Origin of the sequence: Pseudonocardia abyssalis (assembly GCF_019263705.2) — a bacterium.
Lineage (GTDB): Bacteria > Actinomycetota > Actinomycetes > Mycobacteriales > Pseudonocardiaceae > Pseudonocardia > Pseudonocardia abyssalis.
Genome location: NZ_JADQDK010000001.1, coordinates 3,673,520 through 3,694,923 on the forward strand (window position 1 = coordinate 3,673,520; position 21,404 = coordinate 3,694,923).

Here is a 21,404-nt window from a genome sequence, read left to right on the forward strand (position 1 = left end):
TCATAGTTAATGACAATGGTTTCCAGAACAAGCCTTTACGTGCGCATGGTTATCGTCGTCAGGTGTGGGCGACCCCGACGAGCTCCCGCTCGGGGGCCGCCTCGACGGGCCCCGCCCCGACCACCGCCCGCCTGCGCAGCCGGCGCACCCCCTCCACCACGAACCCGACGGCACTGGCGAAGCAGAAGCCGACGACGAGCGCGGTCACGGTGTCGTGGGCGAACGCGGCCCCGCCGACGAACCCGAGCACCGCCGACCACGACGCCGAGAGCAGCGTCCCGGGCACGGTGAAGCCGACGAACCGTGCCGCCGGGTAGCCGGTGGCCCCCGCGGCGAGCGTCGCGACGGTGCGCCCGCCCGGCAGGAACCGGGCCGTGAGCAGGACCGTTCCGCCGCGGCGGTGCAGCAACCGCTCGGCCCGGTCGTAGTTCTCGGCGCGCCGGCCGTCGGCGGCGTAGCGGGACCGGACCGCGGGCCCGACCCCGCGCCCGATCAGGTAGCCCAGGCACTCCCCGAGCAGGGAGCCGAACGCCGCCGCCGCGATCACCGCGAACAGGTTCTGCTCCCCCGTCACCGCCGACACCCCGGCCGCGATGATCAGCGCCTCGCTCGGCACCACCGGCAGCAGCGCATCGACCAGGGCCATCCCGACGATCACCGCGAGCAGCCAGGGTGACGCGAGTGCGGCCTCGGTGACGAACCGGAGCATGTCGACCATGCGCCTCAGACTGCCGGGGCCGGCACCCTGATACATCGGTACAAAGACCGAGTCGCCTCGGGGATCGCCCCTACTTCCGGCTCACCCCACCACGAGCAGCCCCGGGTCGAACGCCGCCCGCGCGGCGACCGACCCCGCCGCGGCATCCACGATCAGCCCGGCGTCGGCCTCGCGGCCCTTCGGGATCTCGATCGCGGCGCTGTCGGGGCCGTCGCGGTGGGCCATCAGCCAGTCGTAGAGCAGCCAGTCCAGTGCGCACGCGACGGCGAGCGGGTCCGCATCGGCCGCCGTCGCCGCCGCCAGCACCGCCCGCAGCGCCTCGCGGTGCTCCTGCAGGGACGCGTCCTTGTTCGTGCCCGAGCTGTCGAACAGGATCATCGCGAGCGTCAGCGGGAACCGCCGCCCGTCCTCGGTGCGCACGATCCAGCGCCCCCCGAGCCACGGCCGGTCCGGGTCGACCACGGTCATCTCGCCGAACCCGCCGACGACACCGAGCGCGGGATCGTCGAGCCGCCCGTCGAACGGGGCCGGGCCGAGCAGGTCCAGCGGCCGGCGCGCGCGGATGGCGAGCAGCGCGGCGGTGCCGACGATCTGCCCGGCCCGGAGCTCCGCCCCCGTGCCGAGCAGCGCCAGACCGGCGGCGTACTCGTGACACAGGCGGTCGACCGCCCGGTGCAGCTCACGCAGCCCGTCCCGTTCCCCGGCCGACGGCCGGCGCCCGCCGCCGAGCACCTCGCCGAAGCGCCCGGCCGCGATGATCAGGGCGTCGTCGAGCGCCTCGAGGTGGGTGGACACCAGCCGGTCCGGCTCGTCGTCGGTGCGCATGAGCGCGGGCAGCGAGATCGGCCGCCCCGCCGGGGTGGCCCAGTGGAACCCGACCTGCCCCTCGTCCTGCACGATCCGCGGCCTCACCGTGCCTCACCGGACCGCAGCCGGGCCGTCGTCGCGGCCAGGTGGTGCCGCGTCGTGCGCTCCAGGTCCGTGGCCTGCTCGACCGTCAGGCGGTCGCACAGCCACTCCCAGTGCAGGGCCACCGTGTCCCCCACCTCGACGCCGACGAGCACGTGGTCCGCCTCGATCCGTTCCGGGGCCGGGGATCCGAGGGTGAGCGCAGCACCGTCCCAGTCCAGGCGGCGGCTCTCCACCTCCACCCCGTCGGCCGTGCGGGTGAGCACCGTCCCCCAGCGGATCCGGCAGCTGTCGAGGACGTGCCGGGGATGGTCGAGACCGGTGTCGAGCAGGCGCGACCACGGGTAGACGGCGAACACGTGGAAGCCGTGGTCCCCGGACGCACCGGACAGCAGGTCCGGCGTCAGGTGGCCCCAGTAGTGCCCCGCCTGCGGCCCGATGATCTCCAGCAGGTCCGTGCCGAACCGGGCCCCGTCGACACCGGTGTCGCGGCCCAGCCAGTACGCCTCGACCAGCCGGGCGTCCAGGGGGTCCGCGGTGCCGGTGAGCCGGGCGAGCACCCGCAGGTAGGGCCACGCCCCGGAGAACCGGGTCGCGGCCGCCCGGACCTCCCGCTCCGTCGACCCCAGCCCGGTGGGCGGCCCGCAGAACCCCAGCGCGTTGGGGGCCAGCGCGTAGCGGGCGAAGAGCTCAACCCCCGCTGACAAGCTGGACCGCCTCCCGGTGCATCCGCCCGAAGTTGTAGTACGCCGCGCACGCCCCCTCGGGCGAGACCATGCACGTCCCGATCGGCGTCTCCGGCGTGCAGGCGGTGCCGAACACCTTGCACTCCCACGGCTTGAGGACCCCCTTGAGCACCTCCCCGCACTGGCACGCCTTCGGGTCGGCGACGCGGACACCGGGCATCGCGTAGCGGATCTCGGCGTCGAACTCCGCGAAGTCGTCGTGCAGCCGCAGCGCGCTCTGGGAGATGAAGCCCAGGCCGCGCCACTCGAAGTGCGGCCGCAGCGAGAAGACCTGCCCGAGCAGCGCGAGCGCCGCCGGGTTCCCGTCCTCGTGGACCACCCGGGAGTACTGGTTCTCCACCTCGCAGCGGCCCTCCCGGAGCTGGGTGAGCAGCATCGCGACCGAGGCGAGGATGTCCAGCGGCTCGAACCCGGCCACGACGATCGGCTTGCCGTAGGTCTCGGCGACGAACCGGTAGGGCCGGTTCCCCACCACCGTCGACACGTGCCCCGGGCCGAGGAACCCGTCGAGGCGCAGGTCGGGCGAGTCGAGGATGGCCTTGAGCGGCGGCACGATCGTGACGTGGTTGCAGAACACCGAGAAGTTCGTGACGCCCAGCTCGCGGGCCCGCACGAGCGTCACGGCCGTCGACGGTGCGGTGGTCTCGAAGCCCAACGCGAAGAACACGACCTGCTTGTCCGGGTTGCGCGTGGCGAGGGTGAGCGCGTCGAGCGGGGAGTAGACGAACCGGACGTCGGCGCCGCGGGCCTTCGCGTCGAGCAGGCTCCCCCGCGACCCGGGCACGCGCATCATGTCGCCGAAGCAGGTGAAGATCACCCCCGGCTGCTCGGCGAGCCACATGGCGTCGTCGACGCGGCCCATCGGGATGACGCACACCGGACAGCCCGGCCCGTGCACCAGCTCGACGTTCGACGGGAGCAGGTGCTCGATGCCGTGGCGGTAGATGGTGTGGGTGTGCCCGCCGCACACCTCCATGAACTTGTAGTGGCGGCCGGACTCCGCGAGCACCTCGATCGCGCCCAGCAGCTTCCGGGCGGCGGCCGGGTCGCGGAACTCGTCGACGAACTTCATGCCGGACTCCCCCTGAACGCGTCGAGCTCGTCGGTGTAGGCGTCGCCGAGCTTCTGCACGGCGGCCAGCGTCAGCAGCGCCTCGGCCTCGTCGATCCGGGCCATGGCGAACCCGACGTGGACGAGCACCCAGTCGTCGGGTTCGGGCATGTCCCGCTCCAGCAGGCGGACGCTGATCGTGCGCTGCACGCCGCTGACGTCCACCTTCGCCATGCAGTTCGCGGCGTCGGTGATCGCGACGATCCTCCCCGGGATCCCCAGGCACATGTCGGTCCCCTCTCAGCAGATTCTCGGCAGGGGGTCGCCGACGAGCATGTCGACGATCCGGGTGCCCCCGAAGGCGGTGCGCAGCACGACCGTGGAGGCCGGCTGCGCGGTGATCTCGCCGATCACGACGGAGTCGGCGCCCAGCGGGTGCGACCGCATCGCGGCCAGCGCGGCGTCGGCCTCCTCCGGGGCGACGACCGCGAGGAACTTGCCCTCGTTGGCGACGTAGAGCGGGTCGATGCCGAGCATCTCGCAGGCCCCGTTGACGACCGGGCGCACCGGCAACGACTGCTCGTCGAGGACGACGCCGAGACCGGTGTCCTGCGCGAGCTCGTTGGCGACGGTGCCGACGCCGCCGCGGGTGGGGTCGCGCAGCCAGCGGGTGCCGGGGGCGGCGGCCAGCAGCGCCTCGACGACGCCGTGCACCGGTGCGGTGTCCGAGGCGATGTCGGCCTCGATCGCGAGGTCGCCGCGGGCGAGCATGACGGCCATGCCGTGGTCGCCCATCGTCCCGGACAGGATCAGCCGGTCGCCGGGACGCACCGCGGGGAACCTCCGCCCGGCCGGGATCACCCCGACCCCCGAGGTGGTGACGAACAGGCCGTCGGCAGCTCCGCGGGGCACGACCTTGGTGTCGCCGGTGACGATCCGCACGCCCGCCGCGGCGGCTGCCGACGCCATGTCGGCGACGATCTCCTTCAGCTCCGCGACCCCGAAGCCCTCCTCCAGCACGAACGCCGCCGAGAGCCACTGCGGCACCGCCCCGGAGCAGGCCAGGTCGTTGACGGTGCCGTGTACGGCGAGGTGGCCGATCGAGCCGCCGGGGAAGCGCAGCGGCTGCACGACGAACGAGTCGGTGGAGAACGCCAGCCGCTCCCCGGACGGCGTCGTGAGCACGGCCCCGTCGCCCAGCTCGTTGTGGAACGCCTCCACGAACACGGCGTCGACGAGTGCGGCCGAGGACTTGCCGCCCGCCCCGTGCGCCAGCGTCACGATCTCGTCGCGCAGCCGCGGGCGGCGGCGGCGGAACGCCTCGATCCGCTCGATCACCTCGCCCTCGGCGAAGCCCGGGCCCGAGCTCAGGTAGTCGGCGGCGGTCACTGGTCCCCCATGCGGTCGTGGACGGTGGCCCAGAGCTGGTAGCCCAGCAGGGCCTGCGCCTCCTGGATGCGGTGGACGCTCTGCGAGTCGACGGTGAAGCAGACGTCGACGTCCGGGCTCTCGGCGAACCGCCCGCCGTCGTACCCGGCGAACCCGACGGTGAACATCCCGCGGGTGCGGGCCTCCCGGAACGCGGCCACCAGGTCGCGGGAGCTGCCGCTGGTGGACAGGGCGACCGCCATGTCACCGGGGCCGCCGCGGGCCATCAGCTGCCGGGCGAACACCAGGTCGAACCCGACGTCGTTGCCCAGCGCCGTGAGGACCGCCTGGTCGGCGGTGAGCGACCACGCGGGCAGCGGCGCGTGCAGCGGCGGGCGGGCGAACAGCCCGGCGAGGGTCGTCGCGTCGGTGGAGCTGCCGCCGTTGCCGAAGCAGAACAACCGCCCACCCGCGGCGAACCGCCGGGCCATCTCCACCGCGGCCCGATCGAGGTCGGCGGCGCACGCGGCCAGCGTCGAGGCCCGCAGCGCCGCGCTCTGCAGCGCCTTCGACCGCGCCGACGCGGCGAGGTCGCGCAGCAGCGCGTCCCGGTCACGCTCCCCGGCGTCGAGGAAGGGGTAGAGGAAGCCGGTCACGCCGTCACCCGCGAGATCGCCGTACCGGCGTGGACGAGCAGCAGGTCACCGGGCGCGACCGCCCCGACGAGCATCGTCTCGACGTCCTCGACGCCCGTGGCGGTGCGGACCCGCCCGGGGCCGACGACCTCGCCGAGCCGCCCCTCGTCGGAGCAGGTGATGCAGACCTCGTCCGCGCACTCCTGCGTCGTCAGCAGGCCGGGGTGCTCGAAGCACACATGCGTCAGCTCCCAGAGCAGATGGTAGATCAACACGAAGCCGCCGGTGGCCGGCAGCCGGGGGTCGGGGTCCTCGAGCCACAGGACGTGCCCGGCAGCGCCGTCGGGCGGACGGACGCCGCTGCCGATCCAGAGGGTGTCGACGCCCCAGGCCGGGGCCCGGAGCATCACCTCGCGCACGGCGGGCTCGGCGGCGGCGGCCACGGCGAGCACGACGTCACCGGGGCGCACCGAGACCCGGGTGGTGGCGACGAGCCCGGGCCCGGTCAGCGCCACCGCGGGCAACGCCTTCTTGCCGACGATCACCGGGTGCACGAACTCGACCGCGACGTGCTGGGCGTGCGGCTCCCAGTCCGGCGCGAGGCACCACAGCGTGGCCCCGGCGGCGAAGCTGCGGGCCAGCGACAGCGCCGCGGCCGCGAGGTCGTCGGAGAGGTCCTGGTCCAGCGCGGCGGTCACGGTGCCCCGTCCAGGATGCCGTAGTCGACCATCGTCGCCAGCGTGACGCGGGCGGAGTCCTCGTCGATGCGCGTCAGCGCGAAGCCCGCGTGGGCGATCGTGTAGTCGCCGATCCGCAGGTCCGGCAGGTAGGCCAGGCACAGGCGCCGCACCTCCGGACCCGATTCCGCCGATCCGGGGAACTCGACGTGCGCCATCCGCGCACCGCTCGGCTCGTCCCAGATCTCCGCGATCCGGCCGGGAACCCCCAGACACATGGCTCAGCCCTCCTCGTTGGCGTGCATGACGGCGACGGCCGCCTGACCGAGCGCGAGCCCGCCGTCGTTCGGTGGGACGAGGCGGTGGGTGAGCACCGTGAACCCCGCGTCCTGCAACCGCTGCCGCGTCATCCGCAGCAGCAGCACGTTCTGGAACACCCCGCCGGTGAGCCCGACCAGCCGGACACCGGCCGACACGCGCGTCACCGTCTCGGCGACGGCGTCGGCGACGGCGACGTGGAACGCGAGCGCCAGCTCGGGCACGGGCACCCCGGCGCGGAGCCCGTCGACGAGCCCGCGGAGCAACGGAGCCGGGTCCAGCACGCCGCCCGCTACCCCCGTCCCCGTTGCAGCATGGCCACCTTCACGCCATCTCGTTGCGGGAAGGTGGCCATGCTGCGACTCCGGGGCCGCCGCCAGCGCCTCCAGCTCCATCGCCGCCTGGCCCTCGTGGGTGACCTCGTGGCGGACGCCGAGCAGGCTCGCGACGGCGTCGAACAGCCGGCCCATGCTGGTGGTCGGGACGCAGGCGGCGCCGGAGGCGAGCTGGGAGGCGAGCAGGCGGCGCTCCGGCCCGGTGCAGGCCGCGACCGGGGGCAGGTCGTCGGCCCAGCCGATCCCCGCGGCGTGCAGGTGCGACAGCGCCATCCGGCGCGGGTGGCGCACCGCGGCGTCGCCGCCGGGCAGCGCGACCGGGGCCAGGTGCGCCACCCGCTCGAACCGGTGGCTGTCCGACCCCAGCAGCAGGAACTCCCCGCCCCAGATCGTGTGGTCGGTGCCGTACCCCGTCCCGTCGAACGCCACCCCGAGGATCGGCTCCCCCAGGCGGCCGTGCTCGGCCAGCAGCGAGACGACGTGCGCGTGGTGGTGCTGCACGAGCAGCAGCGGTCGGTCGCCCGCGTGGTCCTCGGCCCAGGCGCGGGTGCGGTAACCGGGGTGCAGGTCGGCGGCGATCCGCTCCGGGCGGGTGCGCAGCCCGGTGAGCTGGGCGACCGCGCGCTCGAAGGCCCGCTGCGTCTCCAGCGTGCCCATGTCGCCCACGTGGCCGGAGCAGTACGCGAGGTGACCGTCGGTGAGGCAGAAGGTGTTCTTGACCTCCCCGCCGACGGCGAGCACGACGGGCGCGTCCCGGCCCAGGTCGACGGGCAGCGGCGCGTACCCGCGGGAGCGGCGGATCGGCAGCTCGTGGCCGTCCACGACGCGGACCACGGAGTCGTCGCAGGGCACGTGGACCGGCCGGTCGTGGGTGAGCACCGCGTCGGCGAGCGCGGGGAGGCGGTCGCGCTCGTCGTCGTCGGTGGAGCAGATCGGCTCGTCGGAGCGGTTCGCGCTGGTCACGACGAGGGCCCCGCCGTGTTCGAGCAGCAGGTGGTGGACCGGGGTGTAGGGCAGCAGGATCCCGAGCCACGGGCTGCCCGGCGCCACCCCGTCGGCGACGCCCGCACCGGGCCTGCGGCGCAGCAGCACCACCGGGCGGGCCGGCGAGGTCAGGACGGCGGCCTCGTCGTCGTCGATCCGGGCGAGCAGCCGGGCCGCGGCGAGGTCGCGCACCATGACGGCGAACGGCTTCCCGTCCCGCGCCTTGCGCTCCCGCAGCGCCGCGACGGCCGGCTCGGAGGTGGCGTCGCAGGCGAGGTGGTACCCCCCGATCCCCTTGACGGCGACGACCCGCCCGTCCGCCAGTGTCCGGCGGGCGGTCGCGACGGCGTCGTCGGACCGCCGGCCCGGCCCGCCCCCGTAGGAGCGGAAGGTGAGGGTGGGGCCACAGCCGGGGCAGGCGATCGGCTGGGCGTGGAAGCGGCGGTCGGCCGGGTCGTGGTACTCCGCAGCGCAGGCCGCGCACATCGCGAAGCCGGACATCGTCGTGGCCGGCCGGTCGTAGGGCAGCGCCCGGATGATGGTGAAGCGCGGGCCGCAGTTCGTGCAGGTGACGAACGGGTGGCGGAAGCGGCGGTCGGCGGGGTCGAACAGCTCGGCCACGCAGTCGTCGCACACCGCGACGTCCGGCGGGATCGGCGTGCGCGACCCGGGGGCGGCACGGCTCGCGACGATGGTGAACCCCTGCTCCGGGGCCGGGTCCAGGTCCGTGGCCCGCACCGACTCCACCCTGGCGAGCGGGGGCGCGTCGTCGACCAGCCGCCGCGCGAACTCCCCCACCTCCGCCGCGGGCCCCTGGACCTCGACGAACACCGCCGCGGCGTCGTTGCCGACGAACCCGGCCAGCCCGAGCCCGGTCGCGAGCCGGTGCACGTGCGGCCGGAACCCGACGCCCTGCACCACCCCGGTGACGGCGAACCGCCGACGCAGGACGGTCACCACCGCGGTCACGACCGGCCCCACAGCATCACGCGGTTGTTGCCCGAGTCGGCCACGGCGAGCCGGTCGCCGTGCAGCGAGAGCCCGTAGGGCCAGCACAGGGTGTCGCGGTCGACGGCGGACCAGCGGTTCTCCCCGTTCGCCGCGAACGACGGCTGGCCGAGCACGTGGTCGGCGGCGCGGCCGTCCGCGGGGACGCCGTCCCACAGCAGGATCCGGTTGTTCGCGGTGTCGGCGACGGCGAGCGTGCCGTCGAGCAGCGCCACCGCGTACGGGGAGCGGAAGCGGTCGCCGGTGTGCGGGCCGTAGGGCCACTCCTCGGCGCTGCGCAGGTCGGGTTGGCCGAGCACCGTGCCGGCCGGGCCGTCGGCGCCGGGGTGCGGGGTCCAGCCGAGCACGCGGTGGTCACCCGCGTCGGCGACGAGCAGCAGGTCGTCGGTCCCGGTGACGTCGTGCGGCCAGCGGAAGCTGTCGGGGCCGACGTCACCTCCCCGGTTCTCCTCGCGGTGCGCCGCGTCGGGCTGACCGAGCACGACGTCGGCCGGGCGGTCGTGGTCGGGGAGCCCGCCGTCCCAGCCGAGCACGCGTCGGTTGCCGGTGTCGGCCACCCAGAACCGGCCCCCGACGACGGCGATCCCGAACGGCCAGTACATCGAGTCCGCCGCGCACCCCCGGCCCCGGTTCGGTTCCACCGCGGCCGGGTCGTCCTGGCCGAGCACCAGGTCGGGGGCGACGTCGGAGGTCACGGGCACGGTGTCCCAGACCAGCACCCGGTGGTTCCAGGCGTCCGCGACGACCAGCCGCCCCTCGTGCACGAGCACCCCGCACGGCACGGCCATGCCGCGCTCGGGTCCGCGCCCGCCCGCGGCGCGGCCCTCGGTCCGCTCGTCCGGCTGCCCGAGCACGACGTCGGCGGGCTGCTCGTCCGACGTCGGGACGCCGTGCCAGACCAGCACCCGGTGGTTGCCGGAGTCGGCGACGACCAGGTGGGAGGCGTCGAGGTGCACGCCCCGCGGGGAGTACAGGTGCGCGGCCGTGGGATGCGCGGCGGGCAGGGCGAGCCCGCCGGGTGCTGGCGCCCCGACCCAGACCCGCGGCGCCCATCCCCCGGTCAGCTCCGAGGTCATGACGACGGCACCGCCCCGCCGCCGGGCGACGTCGCCCGGCCGGGAGGTGTACGTCGAGTACCGGCTCATCCCGTGCGGATCCAGACGACGCCGGCGTCGACGCGCAGCGGCAGCTGCTCGAGCTGGGCGCCGGGCGCCGACAGGCACTCCCCCGACGTGGCGTCGTAGCAGAAGCCGTGCCAGGGACAGGTCAGCGTGCCGTTGCCCGCGTCGAGCAGTGCGTTGTCCAGCGGCAGGCCCTCGTGGGCGCAGGCGTTGACGTAGGCGGTGAGCTGCTGGCCCACGTTGACGACCACCACGTCCGCGCCGCCGACGGTGAGCGGGGTGACCGTGCCGGGGAGCAGCGCCGCGGTGGACGAGGCCCGCACCCAGCCCTCCTTCTCCGGGTCGGGCCCCATGAACAGCGCGTCGACGGAGATCAGCGTCGGCGACGGCTCGTTCGGCAGCACCTCCACGGCGGTGACGGCCGGGACCCCGGCCACCAGTGCCTCCTCCACCAGGTTCCGCAGCGTCACCGAGGACATGGAGCAGCCGTTGCAGGCGCCCTCCAGCCGCACGTAGGCCACGCCGTCGGAGATGCGGGCCAGCGACACGTCCCCGCCGTGCGACCGCAGCTGCGGCCGCACCTCCACCAGCACCCGCTCGGCCAGCGTCACCGGGTCCGGCCGCACGATCCCGTGCAGCGAGAGCAGCAGGTGCACCACCGGGTCGTCGACCAGCTCGAACAGCACACCGCGCGCCGCGTCGTCGGCCTTCATCGCGCGGACCATCGTCGTCAGCCCCGCCCGGTGGACGGCCTCGACGGCGTCCTTCAGCTCCTCCGCCACGGCCCGGGCCGGCCCGTCGAGGTCGGCCACGGCCCGTGCGGCGGCGTCGACGCGGCCGGCGAGCTCCTCGAACGACGTCCCGGTGTCGACGACGGCGGTCATGCGGGCTCCTCCTTCGCCAGCGTGCGGCTGCGGGCGACCTCGTCGAGCACACCGCGGACCGCGCGCATCGAGTCGTGGTCGCCGAACTCCTCGAACAGGAACCGGGCCTCGTACAGCTTCGCCTTGGCCGGGTCGAACATCCCGAGGTGCGCGAGCGCGTTGCCCTGGTTGGCGAGCACGCGGGCCCGGCCGAGCGGGTCGGTGGTCCGGTCGCGGACCTCCAGCACCGCCTCGTAGAGCTCGACGGCCTCCACGAGGTTGTCGGCCTGGTGCGTGGACGGGGTGTAGACCAGCGAGTTGGCCAGGTTGAGCTGCGTCGACGCCCAGCGCTCCGGGTGGTCCTCGCGGGTGAAGACCTTGAGTGCGTTGCGCAGCGACTGCACCGCGACCCCGAGCCGGAGCTGGTCGGACGCCTCGGTCATCGGCATCGTCAGGTACGCGGCGGCCAGGTCGGCGTGCGCCGAGGCCCACAGCTCGGGTGCCTCGGACGACAGCACGAGCTGCAGCGCCGAGTGGTAGTGCGGGATCGCGCGGACCAGGAACTGCGGGTGCGCCGGGTCGTGCAGCGCCCCGGCCAGCGCCAGGTGCAGCTCGGCCCGGCCGGTCCGCAGGTCCTCGGCCCCGGCCAGCAGGCGCAGTGCCCGCTCCAGCCGGGCGACGGCGTCCGGTGGCTCCAGCTGGGCCGACGCGCCGAGCAGCAGCCCGCCCAGCGGGGAGTCCCCGGCGTGTGCGGCGGCCTCGTCGAGCAGCGCGACCGCCCGGTCCCGCTCGGCCAGCACCGCGGCGGCCTGCGCGGCCAGGATCACCGCGGCCAGCTCCCCGTCCGCGGCACCGCGCTCCGGCGGGGCGTCGCTGCGGCCGAGCACGAACGACACCAGGTCGACCAGCGGTGCGAACTCCCCCAGCTCGGCCCCGGGCGGGCCGGTGCCGTCGGGGTCGAGGACGAAGCGGTTGTAGCGGGTGACGGGGTCGGACCCGTCGAGCGCGGCCAGCGCGCCGTCGCGGTCGCCGGCCATCGCCAGTTCGTGCGCGCGGCACCGGGCTGGCCACACGTCCGGGACGCGCCCGGCCAGCAGCGCGAGCCGGGCGTCCTCGGTGTCCTCGCCCGCGGGCACCAGCAGGTACCCGGCGGGCAGCGGGAACGCGCCGAGCGGCTGGGGCCGCACCGCGAGCAGCGTCGTGACGGCGATCGTCGTCTCGGTCGTCTCAGCCATTCAGGGGTCCTCGCAGGTCGCGTTCGGCGGCGCGCTTGATCAGGCCCGCGGAGATCTCCGCGCGCTCGCGGGTGTGGAAGGAGTCGATGCGGTGCCGGACGACCCCGTCGGCGAACACGACGACGATCTCCACCACCCATCGCCCGCGGTCCTCGACGACGACGGTCTGCACGCTCTCGGCACCGGTCGTGTCCGGCGGTTCCCCGGTCACGACGCTCACGGCTCCGGCTCCAGGGACACGCGCAGCGCGCCCTGGTCGGGGTCCCAGACGGCGCGGCGGACGCCGACCGGCACCTCGTCGGACAGGACCTCCCGGATCAGGGTGGAGCGGTCGCCCGCCAGGTTGCGCTGCTTGAGCAGCAGCCCGCCGCTCTGCGGGCCGCGCAGGGGCAGCAGCCACAGCTGCCCCTCCCGGACCATGGCCACGGCCGCGCTGGACGGGAACCGCTGCCCGGCCAGGTCGGCGCCGAGGCGCAGGTAGCCGTCGTCGGTGAACTCGACCGTCGGCTCGTCCGGGGCCGACGGGCGCAGCGGCGCGAGGTAGTCGCGCTCGATCAGCGCGATCACCTGCTCCATCCCGGCGACGACCGGCTCGGTGAGGTCGGCTCCCATCTCCACCGAGGCCGCCTCGACGAGGAACACGGTGATGTCGTCGGGGCAGGCCTCCGCGAGCGCCCAGCGGGCGAAGGCGATGGCGTGGTCCCAGCGGAAGGAGTGCGTGTGCAGGCCGGACAGCGGCGGGAGGGTCTCCAGCTCGGCACCGGGGACGCGGTAGAGCGTGCCCGGCTCGGCCCCGGTGGCCGAGGCGTCGACGATGACGACCCGCCCGGCCCCGCGCATCTGGAACGCGACGTCCATGCCCGCCGTGCCGCCGTCGACGAGCCGGGCGCCGTCCGGGACGCCCCGCTCCCACAGGTGGCGGACCAGGATCGGTCCGACGCCGTCGTCGCCGCGCAGCAGGTTGCCGCACCCGACCACGAGCACCTCGCAGCCGGGCGGCTCCAGGTCCACCTCCGGCGTGCTCACACCATTCCGTTGATCACGAACTTCGAGAGCTCCCGCCCGGTCTTCCCGTCGTAGGCGTGCACGGTGCACACCAGGCAGGAGTCGAAGCTGCGGGCGACGTGCCCCAGCTCCACCGGGTCGTCGATGTCGCGGATCGGCGAGCCGACCAGCGCCTGCTCCATCGGGCCCAGCACGTCCCGGCCGTCGCGCGGGCCGATGTTCCACGCCGTCGGGGTGACGACCTGGTAGTTGGCGATCTTGTCGTTCTCGATCACGATCCAGTCCGACAGCGATCCGCGCGCGGCCTCCGTCGACCCGAAACCGCGACCCGACGAGTGCTCGACGGGCTTGGTGTAGAAGCTCTCGTGCAGGTCGATCTGGTCGAGCCACTGCCGCGCCCACTTGTAGTACTTCGGGGCCTCGTGCATCCGGGCCATCTGCCGGACGAACACACTGGGCCCGATCGCGGCGATCATGTCCGGGAACAGCGGGTCGTCGTCCTGGTGCGGCAGCGCACCCGGACCCCCGGCGGCCATGCGGCGCGCCAGCGGGCCGGCCTCCAGCGGGACGTGCCCGAGGCCGCCGACGTCGTAGCGCGGCGACTTGGCCCAGCTGTACTTGCCCTCCCTGCGCCCGTCCTCGGGGTCGACCGGGATGGTCTCGCCGTCGAAGGGGTGCCGCGGGGTCGAGCCCTGGTAGAAGGAGTGGGCCACGTGCTCGGTGACGTTGGCCTGGTCGAAGGTCGACCACCGGCCGTCGGCGTAGACGCCCGAGCGGCCGATGAGCGCGTCGTTGCGCCCCTCGATCGTCGGGTTGCCGTAGAGCGAGGGCTCGAAGTAGGTGCCGGTGGCGAGGAAGTTGCCGACGCCGCGGCCGTACGTGTCGAGGCCGACGTCGAGGCAGTAGCGGATGAAGAACCCGCAGTCGCTCTCGCGCTGCGACTCGTTCTCCTCGACCCACTCCTGCATGTCCGCCCAGCTCTTCACCTCCAGCCAGCGATCGACGGAGCAGCCGAGCCACTGCTTCTCCAGCCAGTTGTCCTTCCAGTGCTCCAGGATCGCGATGGCGCGGGTGACGTCGGACAGGGTCGGGGCGCACATGACGCCGCCGGGCACCATGAACGACGAGTGCGGCCACTGCCCGCCGAAGATCGCGTAGACCTCCACCGGCTTGCCCGACAGCACGACGCCGGGCTGGTAGCTGGTGCCGACGTAGGGCGCGAAGCGGCGCACCGCCTCCGCGTACATCGGCGACTTCGCGTAGTTCTTGTTCGTCAGGTCGATGGCGAACAGCGCGTAGAAGTAGCGCGGGATGGACTGCAGCGTCTCGGCCGCCTGGCAGATGTTGCGGATCAGGGTGGCGTTGGGCGGCACCGAGGTCTTCCAGGCGACGTCGAGCGCGTAGCAGCTCTTGTAGAGGTGGCTGCCACCGCAGATCCCGCAGATGCGCGGGCAGACGACGAGACCGGCCTGCGGGTCCTTGCCGCGCAGGATGATCTCGAACCCGCGGAACATCGCGGCCTCGGTCCAGGCCGAGGTGACGACGTTGTCCTCGATGGTGACGCGGACGTCGAGGTCACCCTCGACACGGCCGAGCGGGCTGACGAACAGGTCGAGTGCGGTCATGACGGGCTCCTCTCTCAGACCACGAACATGTCTTCTTTGGACCACTGCGGCGCAGCGATCCGGGCGGCGGCGGCGTGCGCCATGTACGTCAGGTGGTCGGTGCCCTCCGGCACGTCCTTCGGGATGGTCCCGGCGACCTTCTGGGTCTTGAACACGGTGCCGGGCGCCAGGTCGAAGAACGGGTACTCGGGCTCGGTGCAGCCCATGCAGGGCATGCCGGCCCGCGTCTTGGACGACTGGCGGTTCCACAGGATCCGGTTGCACGGCGAGTGCGTCATCGGGCCGCGGCAGCCGAACTCGTAGAACAGGCAGCCGGTGCGGGTGCCCTCGCCGAAGCTGGTCGTCGACTGCTTGTACTCGAAGAACTGCACGCGGGTGCAGCCCGTCTGGGTGAAGGACTTGAAGAACGTCTCGGGCCGGTGCAGGTCGTCGAGCGCGATGTCCCCCGCGCGGCCGGTGGCCAGGGCCACGAGGATCTGGGTGATCCAGTCCGGGTGCGCGGGGCAGCCCGGGATGTTGATGACGGGCAGGCCCATCTTGGAGCGGAAGTCCGGGCCCAGGAAGCCGCCCTTGTCCCGCTTGTGGAACTGCAGGCCGGTGGAGCCCGACGGGTTGGGGGCCATCGCGGGGATCCCGCCCCAGCACGCGCAGTCACCGATGGCCACGACGATCTGCGCCTGCGCGGCGAGGTCGGTGACCCAGTCCTTCATCGGCCGGTCGGCGAACATGTCCATCCGGCCGGTGCCGTTCGGGCCCTCGATGACCGTGCCCTCGAAGACGAAGATGTCGAGCGGCTTGACGCCGTCCTTGCAGTCGTTGAACAGCTTCTGCGCGTTGGCGCCCAGCTCCAGGCCGAGCGAGGGGTGCCAGATCAGGTCGAGGCCGAAGTCGACGATCAGGTCGACGACGTTGGGCTCGTCGGCGTTGAGGAACGACATGGTGTTGCCACTGCAGGCTCCGCCTTGGAACCACAGCACGGATGCCATGGGGGACTCCTTCTGTCGCGGTGGTGGGAAGGGCGCGTCGGGTTCGGGTGGGTCAGGTGGTGCGGCGGCCGAGCGCCCGGGCCACCTCCAGCAGGAAGCCGACGCCCCGGGAGACGTCCGGGTCCCGCAGCGCGCGCAGCAGGGACAGGGCACCGGCCGGCGGGGCCGTGCGCGCGGACCGCTGGGCGTCGCCGAGCGCGCCCGCCAGGGTGCCGAGCGCGGCGACGGTGTGCGGCTCGGACAACGGCCCGAGCAGCTCGGTGAGCGCGGGCCCGGACTCCGCGAGCGAGTTGGCGGTGCGGGCGAGGGACCGGACGTCGACCTTCGACAGGTCCGCCGACGCGGTGGACGCCGTGATCTCCCCGATCGCACTCGCCAGCGAGTCGGCGATGACGTCACCGCGGGCGAGGAAGCCGTCGAGCGCGACGACCACGATGGCGAGCAGGTCGGCGTGGTCGAGCAGGCTGTTCAGCGACGCGGCGACCTGGGGCTCGTCGAGCCGGGCGCGCAGGTCGTCCGCGGGGGAACGGGTGCCGTCCCCCGTCACCGCAACTGAGCCGTTCACAGCCACCTGGGCCTCCCAGACCGGAGCAATGGAGTGAGCCGGACCACAGGCTAGGGACGACCCGGACGGCCGCCTATCGCCATCGCGCAGTTGCTGTCACGATTGCGCACACCTGCTGACACGCGGACGAAGAGCCGGTCATCAGGGCTTTCCTGAACAGGATTCCTGGCCTAGAGGGGGCGTAACGCCGGCCCCCGAACGGGGGGTGAACGGCACGTCGCGCCTGGCCCGACTCGGATTCATCGACGTGCACCGGACGTCGGACCCGGTACGCCGCCGCGTCCGCTCGCGCGGTGTCCCACCCGCGCTCGTCGACCACGAGATCTTCTACACCGAGGACGTCCGCGAGGCCGGCGCACTGCTGGGGCGCGCCCTGTCCCCCGCCTCCCTCGACATCGGCGGGATCGACTCGGAGCGGTTCGCCGCGAGCCTGCACGGCATCCGCCTGCGCGACGTGAGCATGCTGCACCTCGACCTGGGGGTCACCGCCACGCTCGACGTGCCGGTCACCGGGCCCTACTACGCCGTGCACATGCCGACCAACGGCCGCGCCACCGGCACCTACGACGGCACGACGTACGACGCCGACCCGGTCCACGCGCTCGTGACGAGCCCCGGGGCGGCGCTGACCATGCGGTTCGCCTACGACTCGCCGCAGCTCGTGATCCGCATCGAGCAGCAGGCCCTGGAGCGCCACCTCACCCGCCTGCTCGGCGGCAGCCTCTCCCGGCCGATCGCGTTCACCCCCGGGATGGACCTGACGACCGACGCCGCGATGCGCTGGAACGGCGCCATCCAGCTCCTGCACACCGAGGTCTACTACCCCGGCTCGCTGGTGCACCGCGGGCAGGGCATCAGCTCGCTGGAGGAGCTGCTGATGAGCACGCTGCTGCTGCTCCAGCCGTCCAACCACCACGCGCACCTGGTGCTGAGCCGATCCGGCGACGGCGGTGAACCGGCGGCCCGCCGCGTCGTGCGCGAGTCGCAGGACTACATCGAGGGCCACCTGCGCGAGCACGTCTCGATGGCCGACATCGCGGGCAGCGTGCACATGAGCGTGCGCGCGATCCAGCTCGGCTTCCGGGAGGAGCTCGGCACGACCCCGATGGAGTACCTGCGCGACCGCCGCCTGGAACGCGCCCACGAGGACCTCGTCGACGCCACCGCATCGGACGGGGTCACGGTCACCGACGTGGCCCAGCGCTGGGGGTTCGCCCACCTCGGCAGCTTCGCCGCGCTCTACCGGCGCCGGTGGGGCGAGGCGCCGTCCCAGACGCTGCGCCGCTGAACGTGTGTACGGTCACACCCGGGAGGCCCCGTGCACGAGCTGTCGATCTGCCGCTCGATCGTCGACATCGTCGACCGGCACGCCGCCGGCCGGGAGGTGCGGATCGTGCACCTGCAGGTCGGAGCGCTGCGCCAGATCGTCCCCGACACGCTCGTGTACTGCTGGGCCCTGATGAACGCCGACACCCCGCTCGCCTCCTCCGAGCTGCGGGTCGAGAGCATCCCGGGCGCGATCCGGTGCCGCCCGTGCGACCGCAGGCAGTCCCTCGCGGAGTCCGTGCTGATCTGCGGGAACTGCGGCGGGCAGGACGTCGAGATCGTCGCGGGCGAGGAGTTCCTGATCACCACACTCGATCTCGCGGAGGCCTGACATGGGTCGTTTCCACCGGCACGACGGCAGCGGCCACGACGGCAGCGGCCACGACGGCCACGGCCACGGCCACTCCGCCGACCGCGGCGACCACTCCGGCTACGCCACCGGGGGCGAGCGCGTCGAGGTGCTGGAACGGATCTTCGGCGAGAACGACCACACCGCCGCCGCCAACCGGGCCGACCTGGACGCGGCCGGTGTCACCTGCGTCAACCTCATGTCCGCCCCCGGCGCGGGCAAGACCGCGCTGCTGCGCGAGACGTTGATCAGGCTGGGCCGCGCCCACCCGCCCCGGGTGCGCGTCGGGATCGTCGAGGGCGACATCGAGACCAGCATCGACGCCGACCGGCTCGCCGGGCTCGGCGCCGAGATCAGCCTGCTCAACACGGCCAACGGCTTCGGCGGGGAGTGCCACCTCGACGCCCCGATGGTGCGCTCCGCGCTCGCCCGCCTGCCCCTGCCCGAGCTCGACCTGGTGATCGTCGAGAACGTCGGCAACCTCGTGTGCCCGGCCGAGTTCGCGGTCGGCGAGCACCGGCGCGCGATGGTCTACGCGATCACCGAGGGCGAGGAGAAGCCGCTGAAGTACCCGGTGATGTTCCGCTCGGCCGACCTCGTGCTCGTCAACAAGATCGACCTGCTCCCGCACCTGGACTTCGACCTGCCGCTGTTCCACCGGAACCTGCAGGCGGTGAACCCCGGCGTCACGGTCGTCGAGACCAGCGCCCGCACCGGGCAGGGCGTCGACGCGTGGTGCGCGTGGCTCACCTCGCGACCCGGCTGAACCACTCCGCCGCCGCGGCCGTGTGGAGGGTGGACACACCGCTCCCCCACGGAGGTTCACCCATGTTCCGCACTTCCGCACTCGCCGCCGTCACGGCGGTCGCCGCCGTCGCCCTGACGGCCTGTGGCGGCGCCGCCGACGACGGGTACGGCAGCGCCCCCGCGGCCGCACCCGAGACCCTGACCGCCCCCGCGGGCACCGTCCTCACCGCGAACAGCACGGCCCAGCTGGGCGCCGTCGTCGTCGACGGGCTGGGCTGGACGCTCTACCGTTTCGACAGCGACACCGCCGACCCGCCGACGTCGAACTGCGCGGGTGACTGCGCGACGACCTGGCCGCCGGTGCTCGCCGAGCCCGGTACTCCGCTGACCGTCGACGGCGTCGACCAGGCCGCGATCGGCACGATCACCCGCGAGGACGGCGGCGTGCAGCTCACCATCGCCGGCTGGCCGGTGTACCGCTACGCCGCCGACTCCGCCCCCGGCGCCACCGACGGCAACGGCGTCGGCGAGAAGTGGTTCGCCGTGACGCCGGAGGGCGGCCGGGCCGAGGCGCCCTAGCTGTTCTGTCCCGTGAGGTTGGGGACTCGGGTGGCGGGTGGGCCGCCGATCGCGGTGTGTCCGCGGTGATGGTTGTAGTAGTGCAGCCAGTCGGGCAAGGCGGCTCGTCGGGCGGTCTCGGTGCGGTAGGGCTGGGCGTAGGCCCATTCGTCGAGCAGGGTGCGGTTGAACCGCTCGACCTTGCCGTTGGTTTGGGGCCGGTAGGGGCGGGTCCGTTTGTGGACGGTGTCGGTGTTGTGCAGGGCTTGGGCGAAGTCGCGGGAGCGGTAGCAGGACCCGTTGTCGGTCAGGACGCGGGCGATGTTCTCGATGCCTTGTGCGTGGAACCAGGCCGCGGCGCGGGCCCAGAACTGTGCCGCGGTGGTCTTGCGCTCGTCGGGCAGGATCTCGGTGTAGGCCAGGCGTGAGTGGTCGTCCAGGGCGTTGTGCAGGTAGCTGTAGCCGATCTTTCGGCTACCTCTGTTGCGGCGGCCAGCGGCGCGGCCGAGGGTCTTGTGGCCGCCGCCGTCGGGGATGTTGCCCAGCTTCTTGATGTCGACGTGGACCAGGTCACCAGGCTGTTTGTGTTCGTAGCGGCGGACGGTCTGGCCGGTGGTGCGGTCGAGGTGGGCCAGACGGGCCATGCCGAAGCGGGTCAGGACCCGGTGCACGGTGGAGGAGGCGATGCCGAGCAGGAACCCGATCCGGGCCGGTCCCCAGCGGCGCAGGACCCGGACTTTGATGATGCGTCGCTCGGTGCGGGTCGGGGTTTGGTTCGGGCTGTGGTGCGGGCGGGAGGAACGGTCGACCATCCCGGCTGGGCCTTCGGTGCGGTAGCGGCTTGACCAACGCTTCGCGGTGCCGACTGAGACCTGGAACCGTTCCGCGGCGCGGCGCAGTGGCCACCCGTCCTCGACGACGCAGCGGGCGAGGCGGAGCCGGCCGGTCTCGGACAGCGGGGCGTTACGGTGGAGCACGAGGGCCTCCTTGGGTCGGGTGCAGATGTCGCTATCCACACCGGACCTGGAGGCCCTCCCTTACGCCAAGATCATCTGTCGCGTGTCGTTCTCAACCTCTGTGGGCAGTACACCTAGCCGACCAGCACCTCGTCGAGGACGCCCTTGCGGATGTCGTCGACGAGGTCGGAGAGCTGACCGACACTCATCTGGATGCGCTGGCCGAAGTCGTCGGTGATGACGATGCGCTTCTCCGGCACGGCGGCGTCGTCGACGAACAGCTCCGGGCAGCCGCAGTTGCACTGTCCGCAGAACGTGGCGATGTGGCGCATGTCGAGGTCACTCCCGGTGGTCGAACGGACACGTCCCACCGAGACTAGGTGGCGGCTCGGCCGGACGGAACCGGCGCGCGACGCGGGCCACTGCGCAGCGCGGCCACCAACGGCGCCACCGGAGCGGGCCGGTCGGGGTCGCGTGGAGGGGCCACGAGCGCGCGCAGCGTCGCGAGATGGGTCTCGACGGGGGCGTGCGCGGGCTGGGTCTGCACCAGCAGTTCCGTGCTCCACTCCCGGGCCGGGTCGGTGCGCCAGCGCTCCAGCAGCGCGCCCGGCCGTTCCCCCGGCCCGAGGACCCGCACGGCCGCGACGCGCGGCTCGCCCGCGGCCCGGGCCCAGTAGCGGGCGAGGTGCGGGGCGGCGTCGGCCCGGCCGGTCAGGATCCCCATGCCCCGCGCCCCGGCCGCGGCGACGCCGTCGGGGGTGCCGGTGGCCTGCCACAGCCGCCCGCCCAGGCCGGGGGCGGCGGGCACGATCTCCGCGAGGTGGGCGCGCAGGGCGTCGACGGCGGTCGCGCACTCGTCGTGGCGCAGGGAGTGGTCGCGCCCGAAGGTCTCCGAGGCGGTGGCGTCGGCCCCGGCCCCGACACCCAGTTCCAGGCGGCCGCCGCTGAGCACGTCGAGCACCGCGGCGTCCTCGGCGAGGCGCCGCGGGTCCTCCAGCGCGGCGACGACGACGGCGGTGCCGAGCCGGATCGTCGAGGTCGCCTGGGCCACCGCGGCGAGCAGCACGAGCGGTGAGGGCAGCAGCCCGTCGAGATGGCCGTCGTGGTGCTGGGCGACCCAGAACGAGGAGTAGCCGAGCTCCTCGGCGGCGACGGCGAGGGTCACCGTGTCGCGGTAGGCCTGCGCGGGCGCCGAACCGGCCACGTGAGTGAGATACCCGAGCCGCATGACGGAACGCTACCGGCGACCACGCAGAGCAACGACACCGGCCGTGTGAACGACGCGTGACGGTCCGGTCCGCGATCTTGTCCGGCACCCCG

25 protein-coding genes are annotated in these 21,404 nt (G+C 73.5%); 4 read left to right on the plus strand and 21 right to left on the minus strand.

Annotated elements, in window-relative coordinates; all coding sequences use genetic code 11:
* Positions 1 to 58: 58 nt before the first annotated feature.
* The 18 genes from I4I81_RS17820 to I4I81_RS17905 form a co-directional block, all read right to left on the minus strand.
* The gene (locus I4I81_RS17820; RefSeq protein ID WP_218616201.1) at positions 59 to 718 is read right to left on the minus strand and encodes a DedA family protein; all 660 of its coding nucleotides are present in this window, start codon (positions 716 to 718) and stop codon (positions 59 to 61) included.
* 81 nt (positions 719 to 799) lie between these two features.
* The gene (locus tag I4I81_RS17825; protein ID WP_218605183.1) at positions 800 to 1,630 is read right to left on the minus strand and encodes a hypothetical protein; all 831 of its coding nucleotides are present in this window, start codon (positions 1,628 to 1,630) and stop codon (positions 800 to 802) included.
* Positions 1,627 to 2,334, minus strand: a complete 708-nt coding sequence (locus I4I81_RS17830) for a DUF6390 family protein (protein WP_218605182.1) — start codon at positions 2,332 to 2,334, stop codon at positions 1,627 to 1,629. Before I4I81_RS17830 ends, I4I81_RS17825 begins: the two co-directional genes overlap by 4 nt.
* Positions 2,318 to 3,445 carry a hydrogenase formation protein HypD gene (gene hypD, locus I4I81_RS17835; protein WP_218605181.1) on the minus strand — a complete coding sequence of 376 codons (1,128 nt, stop codon included), beginning with the start codon at positions 3,443 to 3,445 and terminating at the stop codon, positions 2,318 to 2,320. The genes I4I81_RS17830 and hypD overlap by 17 nt, the downstream gene beginning before the upstream one ends.
* Complete coding sequence (locus tag I4I81_RS17840; protein WP_218605180.1) at positions 3,442 to 3,711, minus strand: HypC/HybG/HupF family hydrogenase formation chaperone; 270 nt, start codon at positions 3,709 to 3,711, stop codon at positions 3,442 to 3,444. Before I4I81_RS17840 ends, hypD begins: the two co-directional genes overlap by 4 nt.
* Positions 3,712 to 3,723: 12 nt before the next feature.
* Complete coding sequence (gene hypE, locus I4I81_RS17845; protein ID WP_275967473.1) at positions 3,724 to 4,812, minus strand: hydrogenase expression/formation protein HypE; 1,089 nt, start codon at positions 4,810 to 4,812, stop codon at positions 3,724 to 3,726.
* Entirely contained in the window at positions 4,809 to 5,447 is a 639-nt protein-coding gene (locus I4I81_RS17850) for a D-sedoheptulose-7-phosphate isomerase (protein ID WP_218605179.1), read from the minus strand. Before I4I81_RS17850 ends, hypE begins: the two co-directional genes overlap by 4 nt.
* Entirely contained in the window at positions 5,444 to 6,124 is a 681-nt protein-coding gene (locus tag I4I81_RS17855; RefSeq protein WP_218605178.1) for a hydrogenase assembly protein HupF, read from the minus strand. The genes I4I81_RS17850 and I4I81_RS17855 overlap by 4 nt, the downstream gene beginning before the upstream one ends.
* A complete protein-coding gene (locus I4I81_RS17860) occupies positions 6,121 to 6,381 on the minus strand; it encodes a HypC/HybG/HupF family hydrogenase formation chaperone (RefSeq protein ID WP_218605177.1) in 261 nt (86 codons plus the stop codon). Before I4I81_RS17860 ends, I4I81_RS17855 begins: the two co-directional genes overlap by 4 nt.
* Positions 6,382 to 6,384: 3 nt before the next feature.
* On the minus strand, positions 6,385 to 8,709 hold the full coding sequence (gene hypF, locus I4I81_RS17865) for a carbamoyltransferase HypF (protein WP_226363434.1): 2,325 nt from the start codon (positions 8,707 to 8,709) through the stop codon (positions 6,385 to 6,387).
* Positions 8,706 to 9,893 carry an NHL repeat-containing protein gene (locus I4I81_RS17870; RefSeq protein WP_218603714.1) on the minus strand — a complete coding sequence of 396 codons (1,188 nt, stop codon included), beginning with the start codon at positions 9,891 to 9,893 and terminating at the stop codon, positions 8,706 to 8,708. The genes hypF and I4I81_RS17870 overlap by 4 nt, the downstream gene beginning before the upstream one ends.
* Entirely contained in the window at positions 9,890 to 10,753 is an 864-nt protein-coding gene (locus I4I81_RS17875; protein ID WP_218603713.1) for a NifU family protein, read from the minus strand. The genes I4I81_RS17870 and I4I81_RS17875 overlap by 4 nt, the downstream gene beginning before the upstream one ends.
* Positions 10,750 to 11,967, minus strand: a complete 1,218-nt coding sequence (locus tag I4I81_RS17880; protein WP_218603712.1) for a hypothetical protein — start codon at positions 11,965 to 11,967, stop codon at positions 10,750 to 10,752. Before I4I81_RS17880 ends, I4I81_RS17875 begins: the two co-directional genes overlap by 4 nt.
* Positions 11,960 to 12,187 (minus strand): hypothetical protein, encoded by a 228-nt coding sequence (locus I4I81_RS17885; protein WP_218603711.1) that lies wholly within the window; start codon positions 12,185 to 12,187, stop codon positions 11,960 to 11,962. The genes I4I81_RS17880 and I4I81_RS17885 overlap by 8 nt, the downstream gene beginning before the upstream one ends.
* Positions 12,184 to 12,993: a hydrogenase maturation protease gene (locus I4I81_RS17890; protein ID WP_218603710.1), complete on the minus strand. Its 810-nt coding sequence runs from the start codon at positions 12,991 to 12,993 to the stop codon at positions 12,184 to 12,186. Before I4I81_RS17890 ends, I4I81_RS17885 begins: the two co-directional genes overlap by 4 nt.
* Positions 12,990 to 14,597, minus strand: a complete 1,608-nt coding sequence (locus I4I81_RS17895) for a nickel-dependent hydrogenase large subunit (RefSeq protein WP_218603709.1) — start codon at positions 14,595 to 14,597, stop codon at positions 12,990 to 12,992. The genes I4I81_RS17890 and I4I81_RS17895 overlap by 4 nt, the downstream gene beginning before the upstream one ends.
* Before the next feature lie 14 nt (positions 14,598 to 14,611).
* Positions 14,612 to 15,583: an NADH-quinone oxidoreductase subunit B family protein gene (locus tag I4I81_RS17900; RefSeq protein ID WP_218603708.1), complete on the minus strand. Its 972-nt coding sequence runs from the start codon at positions 15,581 to 15,583 to the stop codon at positions 14,612 to 14,614.
* A gap of 52 nt (positions 15,584 to 15,635) precedes the next feature.
* Positions 15,636 to 16,148, minus strand: coding sequence for a helical membrane plugin domain-containing protein (locus I4I81_RS17905; protein ID WP_226363435.1), 513 nt, complete (start codon positions 16,146 to 16,148; stop codon positions 15,636 to 15,638).
* A gap of 205 nt (positions 16,149 to 16,353) precedes the next feature.
* Between I4I81_RS17905 and I4I81_RS17910 the strand changes: the two genes are divergently transcribed.
* The 4 genes from I4I81_RS17910 (at position 16,354) to I4I81_RS17925 (ending at position 19,149) form a co-directional block, all read left to right on the plus strand.
* Positions 16,354 to 17,436, plus strand: coding sequence for an AraC family transcriptional regulator (locus I4I81_RS17910; protein WP_218603707.1), 1,083 nt, complete (start codon positions 16,354 to 16,356; stop codon positions 17,434 to 17,436).
* Positions 17,437 to 17,466: 30 nt separating this feature from the next.
* Positions 17,467 to 17,805, plus strand: coding sequence for a hydrogenase maturation nickel metallochaperone HypA (locus tag I4I81_RS17915; RefSeq protein WP_218603706.1), 339 nt, complete (start codon positions 17,467 to 17,469; stop codon positions 17,803 to 17,805).
* 1 nt (position 17,806) lies between these two features.
* Positions 17,807 to 18,589: a hydrogenase nickel incorporation protein HypB gene (hypB, locus tag I4I81_RS17920; RefSeq protein WP_218603705.1), complete on the plus strand. Its 783-nt coding sequence runs from the start codon at positions 17,807 to 17,809 to the stop codon at positions 18,587 to 18,589.
* A 62-nt stretch (positions 18,590 to 18,651) separates the two neighbouring features.
* Positions 18,652 to 19,149, plus strand: coding sequence for a hypothetical protein (locus tag I4I81_RS17925; RefSeq protein ID WP_218616202.1), 498 nt, complete (start codon positions 18,652 to 18,654; stop codon positions 19,147 to 19,149).
* Here the strand turns inward: I4I81_RS17925 and I4I81_RS17930 are convergent.
* The 3 genes from I4I81_RS17930 to I4I81_RS17940 all read right to left on the minus strand — a co-directional run bounded on the left by I4I81_RS17930 (position 19,146) and on the right by I4I81_RS17940 (position 21,312).
* Positions 19,146 to 20,105 (minus strand): IS481 family transposase, encoded by a 960-nt coding sequence (locus tag I4I81_RS17930; protein WP_218616194.1) that lies wholly within the window; start codon positions 20,103 to 20,105, stop codon positions 19,146 to 19,148. The two genes, I4I81_RS17925 and I4I81_RS17930, sit on opposite strands and share 4 nt — an antisense overlap.
* Before the next feature lie 113 nt (positions 20,106 to 20,218).
* Positions 20,219 to 20,416 (minus strand): hypothetical protein, encoded by a 198-nt coding sequence (locus I4I81_RS17935; RefSeq protein WP_218603842.1) that lies wholly within the window; start codon positions 20,414 to 20,416, stop codon positions 20,219 to 20,221.
* Positions 20,417 to 20,460: 44 nt separating this feature from the next.
* Positions 20,461 to 21,312 carry an LLM class flavin-dependent oxidoreductase gene (locus tag I4I81_RS17940; RefSeq protein ID WP_218603843.1) on the minus strand — a complete coding sequence of 284 codons (852 nt, stop codon included), beginning with the start codon at positions 21,310 to 21,312 and terminating at the stop codon, positions 20,461 to 20,463.
* Between the last annotated feature and the right edge of the window lie 92 nt (positions 21,313 to 21,404).